The organism is Nostoc sp. DSM 114160 (assembly GCF_053470305.1).
The window spans coordinates 3,222,901-3,237,928 of the sequence record NZ_JBPFGO010000001.1 but is presented as its reverse complement, the minus strand read 5'-3'; the positions used below and the strand labels follow the sequence as shown (position 1 = coordinate 3,237,928).

The following is a 15,028-nucleotide window of genomic DNA, read 5'->3' as shown; positions in this document are numbered from 1 at the left end:
GAAGAACAGGGAGTTAAAATTTAAAAATTGAGCTTCTGAAGGTCAACATTGAGCTTCCGAAGGTCAACATTGAGCTTCTGAGGGTCAACATTGAGCTTCTGAGGGTCAACATTGAGCTTCTGAGGGTCAACATTGAGCTTCTGAGGGTCAACATTGAGCTTCTGAGGGTCAACATTGAGCTTCTGAGGGTCAACATTGAGCTTCTGAGGGTCAACTTTCACCTTCTGAGGGTCAACTTTCACCTTCTGAGGGTCAACATTGAGCTTCTGAGGGTCAACTTTCACCTTCTGAGGGTCAAATTTTTAGATTCCTGCTCTCTCATCGAGAAGCTATAGCCGTAATCACACAGGTTAGGACATTTGGAAAGGGTGAATGCTAGAGTTTTGTAGGTTGGGTGCAGCGATAGCGTAACCCAACATAAAATTTGGTAGTAATGTTGGGTTGCGTTTCACTCCACCCAACCTACAAAAATATATTTTTTAAAAAACTCTAGGTTTCAACCTAGATGAGGTTTAACTTGCTGTTACAAAAACTGTAACAGTTCGATTTTGTTGATTAGAGCAAATGCAATATTTAACCCTGTTTAAACACTCTCAAAAAATAAAAAGAAGAGCCAAATTTTCAACTATAGATACAATAGGAATTTGAGCGTTTATTTTCTAATAGAACGACTTAAATCAAGTTTTTTTATATCCTTATTCCATAAGCATTCTAGATTATTCCCTCGCAATATTAATATAAGAGAGTTAATCATTGATATAGTATCTGCGTTAACTCTGAGCACAGAACGGGAATCTTTGACAAGTGAGGTGGTAAAATAAATCGGCAGAAATTTAGTAGTGTGAGAGAAAATTTTATGCAAAGACTTTACGGTGCTAGTCTCGGCAGACGTTATGCTCTGGCATCTGCAAGTGTTGTTCTATTTAGTGTATTAGGCTATTCTCAAATTGATAGTAATAAAAGTGTCCTTGCCAAATCTAGCTTACCTCAGCCAGAAACTCCATTACAAACAAAAGCGGCCAAAACTGATACAAAAATTGTTGCGTCTAGCAATAAGTTTGGCTTCAAACTATTTTCAGAAGTTCAAAAAGGTGATAAAAGTGAGAAGAATGTTTTTATCTCACCTTCGAGTGTTGCGATCGCTCTAGCTATGACCTACAATGGCGCAAGCGGCACAACTCAACTAGCGATCGCAAAAACCCTGGAATTCCAGGGGTTGAATCTATCAGAAATCAATTCTTCTTACGCGGCTGCATTAAAGCAGCTTTTAGATAATTCCGATCCGAAAGTGCAACTGAATATTGCTAATTCACTTTGGGCAAATAAAAACTTTAGCTTTCAGCCAGACTTTCTCCAAAGAGTACAATATTTCTATAAAGCTAAGGTCAGCAATTTAAATTTTAAAGATCCCACAGCGTCTAGTATTATCAATAACTGGGTCAAAGATAATACTAACGGTAAAATCAATAAGGTCGTTGACAAAATCGAGCCATATCAGGTGTTGTTTCTGATTAATGCCATATATTTTAAAGGTAAATGGAGCCAAGAATTTGATAAAAATCAAACTGCTCAATACCCTTTTTACAGGACATCTGGCAAACCAAAACAACACCCGATGATGTCACAAAATGGTGACTATAGATACTATGAAAGCAAACAATTTCAAGCAGTTAGTTTACCTTACGGCAAAGATGGTAAATTCAGTTTTTATATTTTCCTGCCGAAACAAAACTCTAATCTAAAAGCCTTCTATCAAAACTTGAATGTTGAAAACTGGGAAAAATGGATGACTCAGTTCAGCAAACAAAAAGGGTTTATTCGCCTACCCCGCTTCAAAACGGATTACGACGTTACACTCAATGATTCCTTGAAAAGTTTAGGCATGGAGGAAGCTTTCAGCAACAAAGCCAATTTTTCCGGTATGGGTAAAAATCTTCAGATTAGCGAAGTTAAGCATAAAACTTTTGTCGAAGTGAACGAAGAAGGCACAGAAGCGGCTGCTGTTACTTCAGTTGCTATATCAGCAACATCTTCTATTGATATAAATCTACCATTCCAAATGATTGTTGACCGTCCCTTTTTCTGTGCCATTAGGGATAATCAGACGGGAAGGGTTTTATTTATGGGTTCAATTATTGACCCACAGTAAAAAAGTCAAAATTTCTTCATTTTTAATTGAACTTGAGGGTAATGTCACTTCAGAAATGCTCAGAGTATTTTTAGCGCCAGGTTTCGGGGACTTGTTTGGTGCAATAGGTGCAGTTATTTCCCCGGTGGCGCTTTCGTCTGTCTTGCTGCTTAGACTACCAAAACACAAGGCGCTTAAGATTGAAATAGTAAACCAAATGGTACTTTCAGCCACAAGAAGGTAGGGATAAGGGCTGATGTTATACAGGTAGATAAAATTAACTGAGTGACGAAGAAATATTGGAAGCTCAGGCGGACTGTTTTGGAGAAAGGATCGCGAAATTTGATTAGACCATTTCAGACAATTTTTACTGAACACCGCGTATTTTGGGCTGTTTTACTTTTTGGTACAGCACTGGTGGTAACACTAGCACTGTCGCTTTCTCAAGGAGCAGTACCTTTAAATATGTCGGAATTGTGGCAAGCCATTCTCCACAAAGGCGATCCGGTTAAACAGACAATTCTCTGGGATTTACGTCTCCCGCGCATTACTGCTGCGATTATTGTCGGCGCAGCTTTGGGAATGTCAGGGGCACTGCTGCAAGGAATGTTACGCAATAGTCTCGCCGATCCATTTATTTTGGGCATTTCAGCAGGTGCAGGACTACTTGTAATTCTGATGATTGTGTGCCACATATTCCCGATCGCAATTCCTTTAGCAGCATGGATAGGAGCAATTTTAACTGCGGCGATCGTTATTTTACTGGGTCGTTCCGGGTCGGGAATTTCTGTTGAGCGGTTGATTTTAGGCGGAGTAGCGGTGAGTTCTTTATTTGGTGCTGTACAAAGTACATTGCTGCTTTTAGCTGAAGATGGGCAAATTCAAGTTGCGCTCAGTTTCCTGGTTGGTAGTCTTAATGGACGGGGTTGGCAAGAAATTGCTACGACTGGCCCTTATATCATCGTTGCGTTGATCGGGGGATGCTTGCTGGCGCGATCGCTAAACATACTTGCTTTGGGAGATGATTTAGCTGTGAGTTTAGGGCTTTCGTTGACGCGATCGCGCTTGTTAATTGGTGGTGTCGCCACTCTATTAGCCGCAGGTGCAGTCAGCATCAGTGGCTTGGTTGGATTTGTCGGTCTTGTTATCCCTCATGGTGTCCGCCTGATTGTTGGTACAGATCATCGCTTTGTTTTACCACTTTCCGCCCTTGCAGGTGCATGGTTACTCACGTTTGCAGATTTACTCTCTAGACTAGGAGCAGTAGAACTACCAGTAGGTTCCGTCACTGCTTTGTTGGGTTCACCCGTGTTTATCTGGTTACTTTATCGTCGTTCTGCTGGGTTTAATAAATTTTGAGCGATCGAACCGCTATCCATCTCCACCATATATACGGATCGGGTTTTTTGCGCATTCTGATAAACTGAGACAAAGCCTTCTTCAACTATTTAAGCCAAAATTCTCCATAGGGAAACACAGCTGTATAACCCTACTTTCTTATCCCTGCTCCCTGCCCCCTGCTCCACTTCGACTACGCTCAGTGACCACCTGCCCCCTACCCCCTGCTCCACTTCGACTACGCTCAGTGACCACCTGCCCCCTGCCCCCTGCCCCCTGCCCCCCCGCCCCCTCAAGGAGGTTAATCGATGTTATGTGTTGAGGAATTAATCAACTTAGACCCATTTCAACAACTTCCCAAAGAGCGATTGCAGTGGGTTTGCGATCGCGCTCAAACAGTTGAACTTTCCCCCGGAGATGTGTTGTCCCATGAGGGAGACCCTGTATGTCGCTTATTTATCTTAGTCAAAGGTAAAATCAACATGACCCCGCCGCAGTGAAGGAGTGGAAATTCCCATTGGGCAACACGAAGCCCCATCCTTTTTTGGTGAAATTCCAGTACTCACAGATGAACCTGCACCTGTGACAATGCGGGCATTTTCTAATTGCCACATCTATGAAATGAAGGGAGAAGACTTCCGCAAACTGCTGCATGAATGTCGTGATTTTGAGCGGATGGTCTTCCGAATTATGCAACGTCGTGTCCGGGGGCTAGAGTCTTTCATTCGTGGGCGGGAAAAGATGGCAGCTTTAGGGACTCTTGCCGCCGGTCTTGCTCATGAACTCAACAACCCAGCCGCAGCCTTGGTTCGGACTTTAAAAGAAATGCCAGCCGCCATCTTAGAGTTACAACGAATGAACTTAGTTTATGGGCAACGCAATGTTGAGGAAGCCCATACTCAACACTGGTTGAGAGTACGCGATCTTGGCTATGATGCGATTTTGAATAATCGTGTAGATCCGGTGACACTAAGCGATCGCGAAGAGATATTGCTGGAATGGTTAGAAGACTATGGTGTAAACCAAGCCTGGAAATTGGCAGAACCTTTAGCAGAAGGTGGTGTTGAAGTTGAAACCCTAGAGCAACTCATGAAACGTTGGCGCAACGACAACACAGAATTGCGAGAATTGGGATTGCACTGGCTAGCGCTTTCCTTTGAAGTCATGTCGATGATTAAACATGGTTTGCGAGGATCTGAGAGGATTTCCGAACTAGTGCAAGCGATGAAGTCTTATTCTTACCTCGATCAAGGCACTCAGCAAGAAGTAGATATACATCAAGGTTTGGAAGATACCTTGCGATTGTTTGCTCATAAACTCAAGTGCGGTGTCCAAGTGCAACGCAATTACGATCGAAGTCTTCCAAAAATCTTTGCCTATGGCAGCGAACTGAATCAAGTGTGGACGAACTTAATTGACAACGCCATCGATGCAATGGATGGTAAGGGATTGCTAGAAATTACAACACACCATTGCGATCGCTATGCCCATATTGACATCATTGATTCTGGCAGTGGAATTCCACCTGAAATTAAAACCCGTATTTTTGAACCTTTCTTCACTACCAAATCAGTAGGACATGGTTCAGGACTTGGTTTAGAAACCGTTCGCCGAATTGTAGAAAATCGCCATCACGGTACGCTTTCATTTGAATCGCGCTCAGGTAGAACTTGTTTTACCATTTGTCTACCCTTATCAAAGCAATAAATCAATCAGAAATGGGATTAGAGATGAAAAAAAATGGGAACCAATGGTTCCCAAAATCTAGCAGCAAGTGAATATTTTTGTCAGACTTCTAGTTTTTTATTGTCTCCTACACTAGAATTTGTCTTATAGTTATAAATCAATACAGTTCAGGATGAGCAACAAAACCTTCATGTAGAGACGCGATTTATCGCGTCTTCAAAGACCAATTATCTACATCAATAACCCTTAAGCCAAGCGTATTGAGCTATAAATAAAATATTGGAGTAAAAAAATTATTTATCTGATAATTCTGATCTTGTGGGCTGTTGATCGGAGTTAATAAATTCAGTCTTAGGTGGTCTTCCTATAGTATTAGGAGGTTGTTTTTTTGTTTTGGGTTGTGGATTATTATTCTCGCTCATGTTCATTTATCTCCTTAATAGCTTTAATTATTTGGCTGTTTTAAGATTTCTTGCTTGGAGTTGAACAAGCAAAAAATTCAGCGAACGCAGTCAGTTTGTGTTCTGATGATTATGACTTCAAGCGATGCGATCGCAATTCCGTAATTCTGTTGAAAATTTTGTTCCATTTCTATATTAGACTTCTTGGCATTTGTCGGGAAAAGGGGAAGGGGGGGCCCCCTCTGGGGATAAGGGGAAAGTGGGGTCCCAAGAAGGGGATAAGGGGCGAGGGGAAGGGGAAAAAGGTACTGCAAAAGTCCTTTCCCCTTTAACCTTTACCCTTTTCCCCAAGAGTGCAAAAAGCACAAATGCCAAGAGGTCTATTGTCAAAGAGGTAGATAGTGAAAAAACTCCTTACTATCTACCTCTTTAACCTTAGTTTTCTATTCAAACTATTTTTGCAGCCAGACCGATATTGAACCACCAGGACATGGAAAATTTCCCCATCCGTCGTTATTGGTGTGAATGATATCGTTTATATGTCCCGTGGCATCGTAAAATTCCTGATTGGGTCGGAACATATTCATCCACTTGTTCCCTGGTGAGCCATTGGTCAGCACTACAGCCATTGCACCTGGATGATTACTATTACCTAAGCGCGTCCAACCGATAGTATTGGGATGGTCAAAGTAATCATGCTGGTCGCCAAAACCGTATTCTCTCCGCGCCTTTAAGAACTTGTCAATTAAAAAACGGTGAGAGTAAAGGGTATTATCGCGTCCATTATCTTGATATTGTGCCCCGTAATAATCTGCATAAAAAACGCAAGGATAGCCTTCGCGACGCAGTAAGATTAGTGCATAGGCTAAGGGCTTAAACCAAGGTTCAACAGGCGACTCTAGAGATTGACAAGGTTGGGTATCATGGTTTTCAACAAAGGTAACAGCTAGGGCAGGTTGTTCTTTAGCTAGAGTTCTATCAAAAATCGATCGCAGATCGAAACTACTACCCTGGCGACTTGCTTGGTGAAACTTGAAATGTAGAGGCACATCAAATAACGATAAACGCCCATCACTGGAAGTAATATAACCGTGTAAGGCATCGATATCTTGAGACCAGTACTCGCCAACGCTAAACAGTTCCCGCCCACCAAAATGAACTCGCAGATGATTTAACCAATCACGGAAAAAAGTAGAGCGAATATGTTTAACAGCGTCAATGCGAAAGCCATTTACACCTGTGGTATCAACAAACCAACGCCCCCAATACATCAACTCACCGCGCACGAGATCGTTACCTGTATCCAGGTCGTTAGCCATTAAATAATCGTAGTTGCCGTGTTCGTGGCTAACTTCCGTCTCAAAATGTTTATCTTTAAGGCGATAGAGTTTGTCTGCCTTTTTGGTATCTACATTGTATGATAATGAATCAAAGCACCACCAATACCATTTCATACTAGAATATTTATCTCCACGACCAGAAAAATTGAACTTTGTATAAGCTCCAATTTCGTACCAATCACTGACTGGACGGTTACGGTCATTCCAATCCATTTCTTGAGCTGAGATCCGTTCTATTTCATCCCCACCATCTTTGTGGTTGAAAACCACATCGGCATAGATTTGAATACCTGCATCCTGTGCCGTTTTAATAGCCCTTAAGTATTGCTCGCGTGTTCCATATTTTGTCCGAACAGTATTTTTTTGATCGAACTCACCCAAATCGAACAAATCGTAGACTGCGTATCCAACATCCCATGTTCCACCACTGCCCTTATAAGCTGGCGGCAGCCATAAAGCAGTGAAGCCTGCATCAGCTAGCTCTTTGGCTGTTTTATCCAGCTTGTCCCATAACGTACCATCATTGGAGATGTACCAATGGTAATACTGCATTATTACGCCGTTAGTCATGCGATCGCCTTTGTAGAATCTTTGATTTTCCAGATTTCTGTCAGAAATCCTGATGCTAGAATATGTTACTTTTGTCACACATCGTAACTTCATCTGAATTTATTTAGGTTTCAATGACGACTGAGTAGCTGAAGTTAAGCGATTAAGTAATTTATTTAACCCAGATTTTTGAGTTGATACCAACAAACACTGTGATATTCCCTAATGCCAAATGGAAATGGTTAGTGTTGTATAAATTACAGTTACCAAAACTGAAACGCTTATCAAATCCCAAGCTGCTCAGGACTATTCTGGGTAAATAGTCAAATGTGACAGAAAAAATTTAGTGTGAGGATTTAGCCGTGTCTTACCCGATTCCATCCAAAATGTGGCAACGAGTCAGTATTGTAATATTGTTTTTATTGATACCCTCAATAGGAATTGCCGTTTTACGCCAGTCTGCTACGGTTGCAGTTCCAGCCAATCAGAATCCTGCCAGTTCTACTCCAAAAACTTCCGTTCTCCCCAATCACCCTGACTACCAAGCACTCCAGACATTGGTAAAACAGTATAGTTGTGTCGTTCCCGTTCAAAATTTTGGCACTCTTCCTGTAACCCGAACTGAATTTGCCACAGTCTTGAATGCCTGTGTGAATCGGAGCAATGAGCTAATAGCGACCGATCCCAAGATAGTTACCCCAGCAGATATGAAAATTCTGCAACGCTTGCAGTCAGAATTTGCACCGGAGTTAGCAACCCTAAAAAGTCCAATAGAGGAATTGGAAGCTCCTAGTCCCATCACTTTGAATCAGCCTAACAGAGAACGAATTCAAACTGAGTCTAACCAAAAGACTCAACCCTTACCTATAGCCCCACCCCTTAGTATTCCGTCTGGCTCATCTGTCCAGGATCGAGTTGCTAATCGTGCGAATATGCCTAAACTCCAAACTCGTGACAGTATTGGAAGGGTTGCCCCGGAACCTCAAATAGGTAGCGGATTCAATACAGAAAACTACAACCGGATTGAAGATAATCCCTTTCATCGCGTTGGAAACGATCCCCTTTCCACCTTTTCCATTGATGTAGATACAGCATCTTACAGCAACGTGCGACGGTTTATTACTCAAGGAGAATTACCACCCAAAGATGCAGTGCGAATTGAGGAATTAATCAATTATTTTACCTACAATTATCCCCAACCAAAAGGCGAACGTCCTTTTTCCATCACCACTGAAGTTGCTGCTGCTCCCTGGAATCCTCAACACAAGTTGGTACAGGTGGGTTTGCAAGGTAAACGCCTAGAAACCAAAACCTTACCGCCAAGCAACTTAGTATTTCTGATTGATGTCTCCGGTTCTATGGATGACCCGAATAAATTACCCTTAGTGCAACAGTCGCTCAAATTGTTGGTGAATCAACTGCGTCCTGAAGATCGGGTAAGTTTAGTAGTCTATGCGGGGAATGCTGGATTGGTGTTACCGGCTACTGCTGGTAGTCAAAAATCAACAATTCTGGCGGCGATTGACCGCTTAAAGGCTGGAGGCTCCACTGCTGGCGGTCAGGGTATTGAATTAGCTTACAAGATAGCCAAAGAAAGCTTCCTCAAGTCTGGTAATAACAGAGTCATTTTAGCTACTGATGGAGATTTTAACGTCGGGGTTTCCAGTGATGGCGACCTGACGCGATTAATTGAACAAAAGCGAGAGCAGGGAATTTTTCTGACGGTGTTGGGATTTGGCACCGGCAATTATAAGGATGGAAAAATGGAGCAACTGGCTGATAAGGGTAACGGCAACTACGCTTATATTGATACCCTATTGGAAGCCAAAAAGGTTTTAGTTAACGATCTTAGGGGAACTCTATTTACTATTGCCAAGGATGTAAAAATTCAGGTGGAATTTAATCCGGCGAAAGTTCAAGCATATCGCTTGATTGGTTACGAAAATCGCCTGCTGCAAAACCAGGATTTCAATGACGACAAGAAAGATGCAGGGGATATTGGGGCTGGTCATTCTGTGACAGCGCTTTATGAAATAATTCCCACTGGCACGAAAAGCGATGTGAAACTGCCAGAGATAGATCCTTTACGGTATCAGCGTTCTAGTGAAACTGTCTCGGATGCTGCTGGTAATGAGTTGATGCAGGTGAAACTGCGCTATAAGTCGCCCCAGGACAGCACCAGTCAACTAATTACCCAAACCATCCAAGATGATGATTTGAGAACTGACCCCTCCACAAACCTGAGATTTGCTGCTGCGGTAGCGACCTTTGGGATGGTGCTGCGTGACTCTGAGTATAAGGGAGATGCTAATTATGATTTGGTGATGAAATTGGCAACCCAAGGAAAGGGGGAAGACCAGGAGGGCTATCGGAGTGAGTTTATTCGCCTAGTGGAGCAATCTAGAGCGTTGATTACAAAAAAATGATTTTAGACCATAAATGAGACGGCGAGTAGGGAGTGGTGTAGTTGAATTACTTGAAAACCGTTATCATCTCTGGGAGATATCACAATCTACATCAAAGGACATCAAAGGCGATCGCTCTCCACTGTATTAGATATCTGCAATAAATACAGCAATTTAATTTCAGAAGAGAGCATTGCATATCTGCAAGATGTTTTGCGATCGCTGCTAGTCAGAAAAATTATTCCCTACTCTGCAAGACAAGAAAGAAGAAATGCTTAACTGAACTGTATTCTGCTGTGTAAGGTTTTGATTTGTTTTTATGTTCTCCCCTTTCTTCCCACTGGTATACACATCGGTGTGCCGGAAACCGGGTCTGGGATAACCCGACATTCCAATCCAAATACTTCCCTTACCATCTTCTCAGTAATCACCAAATTAGGTTCGCCAACAGCAAAAATTTGACCTTCTTTCACTGCTACTAAATAATCAGCATAACGACAGGCGTGATTCAAATCATGTAACACCATAACAATCGTTCGTTGCTGATTTTGGTTCAAATCATACAATAAATCTAAAACTTCTATTTGGTGCGCCAAATCTAAAAAAGTAGTTGGTTCATCTAACAATAAAATATCTGTATCTTGAGCTAATGCCATTGCAATCCAAGCACGTTGTCGCTGTCCACCGGAAAGAGTATCTAACTCGCGTTCTGCCAAATATTTAATTCCAGTAATTTCTAACGCTAGTTCCACTAATTTTCCATCTTCTTTTGTCCACTGCTGCAACCAATTTTGATAAGGAAACCTTCCACAAGCTACCAAATCTCGAACGGTTAATCCTTCTGGTGGAACGGGGCCTTGGGTAAGAATTCCTAATTTTTTAGCAACATCTTTTGTTGATAGCTTAAATAAATCTGTTGTATCTAAATGAATTGTGCCAACGCGAGGTTTTAATAATCTTGCTAAACCCCGTAATAAAGTGGATTTTCCAGAACCATTTGCACCAACTAAAGCAGTTATTTTTCCTGGTGGTATATCTAAATTTAAATCCTTAATAATAGTTATATTATCATAACCCAAAGTCAAATTCTTCGCTGACAGTTGGTAATGTAACTTATCGCTCAATATTGACATAATTAAACTTAAGAGAATCTTTGAGAATTTTGTAAATATGTAATATCATATCTACTTGATTACTTAATTAAACCCAAAGAACCCCACCCCACGAAATCAGCGCTTTGCTTCCCCTGACCGCAGGTAGATAGGGGATTAAAGGGAGCCAGCGCGGTCATGGCATGAGCGGCGCGTAGGGTGCAAGTACTATGAGAATCATAACTAATTATCTTGCCAATATAGAACAATACTAATTATTACAGCAAAAACCGCACCTGCATTCATCCCCAAAATACCAGGCTCGGCCAATGGATTACAAGTCACACTCTGCATAATTGCACCAGAGTAGACATTGCTGCACCTACCAATATTGTCAAAAGCGATCGCGTGCGTTTGTATTTAGCATTTCGGTTGCAGCTGTAACATAATCAGTCAGCATTTTGATGCATAACTTATGGTTAGCGCAGCTCTTAAAAAGTTTTGCGTTCCTCCAAATGTGCTAATACTTCTTTTCGAGTTCGCCAAACAGAACGCAATTGCTTGCGAGTAAACAGTGGTAATTGGTCAGTAATGTGGGGCGAACCGGGTTGAGTCGCGTTACCGTAGCCGATCAGAGCCATTGCTTTTACTGGTTGTGAAAACTCAATGGTTGCAACATAACTATCACCAGCGACAGCTTGAAAGCGTTCATCGTTAGCTGGAGCAAAATTTAGGGTGCGGAATATTCCTAGATCCCCATCGCCACCATTGGCAGGTAAATCTAAGTTTCCGCTATGTACTCGGAAGACTTCACCCCAAGCAACATCTAGCTTTCCATAAGCTTTTTCGACTTTTGTTGCTGCTATTTGTAGCGCTTTCGCCGCACTTTCTGGGTTTTTTAAACCATCGGGTGTGGTGCGCGGCGAGTTCTCACTCCAAGGAATACTGAAGGTTTGGTTTTTATCCATTTCTTGCCACCAAAAAGCAAACAATACCGCGCCTCGACTATCAGCATCAGCATTGCGATTCCAAGCAGCTAAAATATCAGCAGCATGACGGGCTAATTCATCGCCATATTTTTGAGCTGCGGGAATTAAATCATCAAGGATGCGTTCTGCAAGTTCCATTTTGGTGGAATGTTTGTACTTAATCATTTCCGCAAAAGAAATTTTTGGATCTTCAGCCAGCATTTTTGCAGAACTTTGTGCCCGAAAAGACATCTCTCCTCGTGGAGCCATATAAGCAGGGTAATCATCTGCTTTGATGACAGCGGGGAAAGTCGTTGTCCAAGGTGGATCGTTGGCATTTTGCAACCAACCGCTAGGCGGGTCAATTACACGCGGTAAATCTTTGTATGGGTGCATTTTTGTCCACAAAGTCTGAGATGTGTCGCCAGGAATTAAACCTTCCCAGTATTGAAAGTCTCCCTGTTGACGAATCGGCACCAGACCGTTGAATAAGTGCATGATATGTCCTTCTCGGTCTGCATACATGACGGTAAACATTGGTAGTTGCAAGCGTTTCAATACCTTTTGAAATTGGGTTAAGTTTTGGGAACGCGCCATATCCCACCACTGTTCCAACACACCGGGACGGTCTGTACCGACAACCCGCAGTGCCACAGCAAACCCATCTTTTTCTTGAATGACTGCACCGTGGACGGAACTTTTGACTAATAATGGTTGTTCGACTAACGAGCCATTCTTTTGCTTAACTTTTAACAAAAACTTTGATGTTGTAAAAGGACGGACTTTGCCATCAAAAAGATAACCATCATCAGCTAATTTCAACTTATATACATCCCAACCATCATGAGTATTGACGGTATGAGTCCAACCCAAATAATCGTTAAAAGCGATCGCTAAAACCGGAATTCCCACCAGCGCTGCTCCCGAAGCATTCATCCTTGGGGCAGTAATTTGGGCTTCGTACCAGACAAATAAATCCGACCATAACAAGTGGGGATTTGCCAGCAACATCGCCTTGCCACTGGCAGAATGTTTAGGTGCGATCGCCCAACCGTTAGAACCAGCTTCAGATTGAGTATGAGTCATATCTGCTACCTGTTCTTGATTGACAACAAAAGTAAAATACAGCACTCTTTGCAAATGTGCCAACACATCCTCTGGCTTTACAGGTAATACTATTTTTACTTGCTCGTCAATTAAATCAGGATGGGCTTTGGCATAAGTATTTATCCCACTAACAAAGGCATTTATATAACTACGGAAAGTTGGACTTTGTGCCTGATACCAAGAATTAGCACGATCGGATACTCCCATCGTCAGTACCCATTTATCAGATTCTAAATACTCTTCTCCCCAGTATTCGGCTGCTTTTCCCCTAGCTTGACCATAGAGGCGCAACAGCAAGTTAGCGTGACTCTGCATTTGTGCCCAACCAAACGCCTGAAAAGCGCTTGAAGCATCTTTACTATATATATGTGGTATGCCGTAAGTATCCCATAATATCTCTGTAGTTTTGGGTGCAGTCGCAAAACTGTTATTTGCCAAAACGATAACTAAAATCGCACTAAGGATAAAAGCTAAAAATCTAGAAAATTTTCTTTTCAGTATTGACCGATCGAATTGCCACAAATAAATTCCAATATTCAACATGATGGTTCGATTAAATTAATTTGACTGGAAAAATTTAGTGACTTTCGTCTGTATTCCGTAACAAACAGACATTAAATCTACACTCACTAGCAACATACATAAAGAGGCATCCCAGCACCTTTGTTTATGCCACCATAAGTTGATAAAAATTCCATACTAATAGCGCCATACTACTAGCGTGGAAATAATGCTTTTGAAGTAGCATTAATCCCACTGATGCCGAATAGACGAGCGATTGTATATTATCAATAATGTTTAACACTAGTTCTAGAATTCTCAAAAGCTATCTGCGACTGATTTGCATCTAACTCTAGTGCTATTAGGAGACATTATCATAAAGGCTACACCTGAGCAAGCATTTATCAAAACTTCTGAATTTTATAAATCTGACTTATGTTGTGCGATCAATCCTTATAGATAAGTCTTTTTAAGGTATTGGTATAGCAGCAGCTAAGTTTTTTAATCTAAATTAAATTATTGTCATCTATCTTTTGATATACTTTTGGAAGATTTTTGGGAATAAAAGATAATAATAGTTTTTAATTAAAATTACTTGCTATCTTAGCTAAGTTGCTTTAAAATTCTAAAATTAATTGCAAATTACTGGCAATAGTACTAATCGGTATAAAACACAAGTAACGACTCTAAATTATCGAGAGTTAGATCGATATATTAGAGCGATCGCCGTTTTAGTGGAAAATGACCAAATCCCTCATAACTACCACACAGTAGTTTGAGGGATTTACGATCTGTTCTTTTCCAAAAGGTAAAAAAAGGGCTGTTCTTTCTAGCTAATTGCTTTCTTTTTCTTCAGCCATATTCCTAATAAACCAGCAGTAACAACTATTCCTCCAATAGTTGATGGCTCAGGCACAGGTTTTACACTCACATTATCCAAGTATAAGAATTCATATTTATCCCAATCCCCAAACTTTAACTCTGTGGATGACGCATCTGCCGTGAAATTGAACTTATATTGCGTGTATGGTTGAAAAGAAATGTCTTTTTGATCGAAAAGCTTATTTCCACCTACGAATGTCTGAAATTGATTATCAAGGTCAGGGGCCTCATCTATAGATGCTAAATAGTAACTAAGTTCGTATTGCTGACCAGGTTGTGTAGAAAGTGTCTGTGATATGTAGCTGAGGTCTATAAATCCACTAAGTGATAAGCCTTGATTACCACTACCATGCTGAGGAAAATTGCTTATTCTTATCCCTGATACATCCATCGGATCGCCAGACTTAATCCAGTCTGTAATATTCGGATTTGTGGCGTTGGGATTATTAGGATCTACGAGAGGATCGAGTTCAAAGCTTCCGTTTTTAACAAGTTCTGCTGCTTGTGCTGCTGTATTATAAATATTAGCGATCGCAGCAGTACTAATTAAGGTAATAGTAAAACTAAAAACAATAATTGAGAGTTTTTTAGTTACATTCATGAAACTTGACTCCAAATAATTTTAAATTTTG

At 41.3% G+C, this 15,028-nt stretch carries 13 protein-coding genes and 1 pseudogene; 7 read left to right on the top strand and 7 right to left on the bottom strand.

The genetic code is table 11. The features are described 5' to 3' along the window. Positions 1-20: 20 nt before the first annotated feature. Complete coding sequence (locus NSTCB13_RS14290; protein WP_448272773.1) at positions 21-284, bottom strand: hypothetical protein; 264 nt, start codon at positions 282-284, stop codon at positions 21-23. A 572-nt stretch (positions 285-856) separates the two neighbouring features. On the opposite strand from NSTCB13_RS14290, the gene NSTCB13_RS14285 reads away from it, so the two are divergent. Continuing rightward, on the top strand, positions 857-2,149 hold the full coding sequence (locus NSTCB13_RS14285) for a serpin family protein (protein WP_448272772.1): 1,293 nt from the start codon (positions 857-859) through the stop codon (positions 2,147-2,149). Then, a complete protein-coding gene (locus tag NSTCB13_RS14280; RefSeq protein WP_448272771.1) occupies positions 2,136-2,372 on the top strand; it encodes a hypothetical protein in 237 nt (78 codons plus the stop codon). Before NSTCB13_RS14285 ends, NSTCB13_RS14280 begins: the two co-directional genes overlap by 14 nt. Here the strand turns inward: NSTCB13_RS14280 and NSTCB13_RS14275 are convergent. Beyond that, a pseudogene (locus NSTCB13_RS14275) lies at positions 2,332-2,472 on the bottom strand (AI-2E family transporter); the annotation flags it as partial. The gene NSTCB13_RS14280 and the pseudogene NSTCB13_RS14275 sit on opposite strands and share 41 nt — an antisense overlap. Here NSTCB13_RS14275 and NSTCB13_RS14270 point away from each other — a divergent pair. The 3 genes from NSTCB13_RS14270 (at position 2,471) to NSTCB13_RS14260 (ending at position 5,173) form a co-directional block, all read left to right on the top strand. Next, positions 2,471-3,487 (top strand): FecCD family ABC transporter permease, encoded by a 1,017-nt coding sequence (locus NSTCB13_RS14270; protein WP_448272770.1) that lies wholly within the window; start codon positions 2,471-2,473, stop codon positions 3,485-3,487. The pseudogene NSTCB13_RS14275 and the gene NSTCB13_RS14270 sit on opposite strands and share 2 nt — an antisense overlap. Positions 3,488-3,774: 287 nt before the next feature. Next, on the top strand, positions 3,775-3,966 hold the full coding sequence (locus NSTCB13_RS14265) for a cyclic nucleotide-binding domain-containing protein (protein WP_448272769.1): 192 nt from the start codon (positions 3,775-3,777) through the stop codon (positions 3,964-3,966). Between the two features lie 4 nt (positions 3,967-3,970). Continuing rightward, positions 3,971-5,173, top strand: coding sequence for an ATP-binding protein (locus NSTCB13_RS14260; protein ID WP_448272768.1), 1,203 nt, complete (start codon positions 3,971-3,973; stop codon positions 5,171-5,173). Between the two features lie 832 nt (positions 5,174-6,005). Here NSTCB13_RS14260 and NSTCB13_RS14255 read toward each other — a convergent pair. After that, the gene (locus NSTCB13_RS14255) at positions 6,006-7,463 is read right to left on the bottom strand and encodes an alpha-amylase (protein ID WP_448273204.1); all 1,458 of its coding nucleotides are present in this window, start codon (positions 7,461-7,463) and stop codon (positions 6,006-6,008) included. Positions 7,464-7,804: 341 nt separating this feature from the next. Between NSTCB13_RS14255 and NSTCB13_RS14250 the strand changes: the two genes are divergently transcribed. After that, positions 7,805-9,868 (top strand): YfbK domain-containing protein, encoded by a 2,064-nt coding sequence (locus NSTCB13_RS14250; protein ID WP_448265260.1) that lies wholly within the window; start codon positions 7,805-7,807, stop codon positions 9,866-9,868. A gap of 296 nt (positions 9,869-10,164) precedes the next feature. Here the strand turns inward: NSTCB13_RS14250 and NSTCB13_RS14245 are convergent, their stop codons facing one another. The 3 genes from NSTCB13_RS14245 to NSTCB13_RS14235 form a co-directional block, all read right to left on the bottom strand. Continuing rightward, positions 10,165-10,980 (bottom strand): ABC transporter ATP-binding protein, encoded by an 816-nt coding sequence (locus NSTCB13_RS14245; RefSeq protein WP_448265259.1) that lies wholly within the window; start codon positions 10,978-10,980, stop codon positions 10,165-10,167. A 201-nt stretch (positions 10,981-11,181) separates the two neighbouring features. Next, positions 11,182-11,292, bottom strand: a complete 111-nt coding sequence (locus NSTCB13_RS14240) for an iron chelate uptake ABC transporter family permease subunit (protein WP_448265258.1) — start codon at positions 11,290-11,292, stop codon at positions 11,182-11,184. A gap of 137 nt (positions 11,293-11,429) precedes the next feature. After that, positions 11,430-13,556, bottom strand: a complete 2,127-nt coding sequence (locus tag NSTCB13_RS14235) for an acylase (RefSeq protein ID WP_448272767.1) — start codon at positions 13,554-13,556, stop codon at positions 11,430-11,432. A gap of 593 nt (positions 13,557-14,149) precedes the next feature. Between NSTCB13_RS14235 and NSTCB13_RS14230 the strand changes: the two genes are divergently transcribed. Then, positions 14,150-14,293 carry a hypothetical protein gene (locus NSTCB13_RS14230; protein WP_448265256.1) on the top strand — a complete coding sequence of 48 codons (144 nt, stop codon included), beginning with the start codon at positions 14,150-14,152 and terminating at the stop codon, positions 14,291-14,293. A 50-nt stretch (positions 14,294-14,343) separates the two neighbouring features. Here NSTCB13_RS14230 and NSTCB13_RS14225 read toward each other — a convergent pair whose 3' ends face one another. Next, positions 14,344-14,997: a DUF642 domain-containing protein gene (locus NSTCB13_RS14225; protein ID WP_448265255.1), complete on the bottom strand. Its 654-nt coding sequence runs from the start codon at positions 14,995-14,997 to the stop codon at positions 14,344-14,346. Positions 14,998-15,028: the final 31 nt, after the last annotated feature.

What these genes read in the sequence shown, in the direction of transcription:
- NSTCB13_RS14255 (WP_448273204.1), bottom strand. Translation starts at nt 7,463, where the DNA reads ATGACTAACGGCGTAATAATGCAGTATTACCATTGGTACATCTCCAAT.
- NSTCB13_RS14240 (WP_448265258.1), bottom strand. Translation starts at nt 11,292, where the DNA reads ATGCAGAGTGTGACTTGTAATCCATTGGCCGAGCCTGGTATTTTGGGG.
- NSTCB13_RS14265 (WP_448272769.1), top strand. Translation starts at nt 3,775, where the DNA reads ATGTTATGTGTTGAGGAATTAATCAACTTAGACCCATTTCAACAACTT.
- NSTCB13_RS14245 (WP_448265259.1), bottom strand. Translation starts at nt 10,980, where the DNA reads ATGTCAATATTGAGCGATAAGTTACATTACCAACTGTCAGCGAAGAAT.
- NSTCB13_RS14235 (WP_448272767.1), bottom strand. Translation starts at nt 13,556, where the DNA reads ATGTTGAATATTGGAATTTATTTGTGGCAATTCGATCGGTCAATACTG.
- NSTCB13_RS14225 (WP_448265255.1), bottom strand. Translation starts at nt 14,997, where the DNA reads ATGAATGTAACTAAAAAACTCTCAATTATTGTTTTTAGTTTTACTATT.
- NSTCB13_RS14285 (WP_448272772.1), top strand. Translation starts at nt 857, where the DNA reads ATGCAAAGACTTTACGGTGCTAGTCTCGGCAGACGTTATGCTCTGGCA.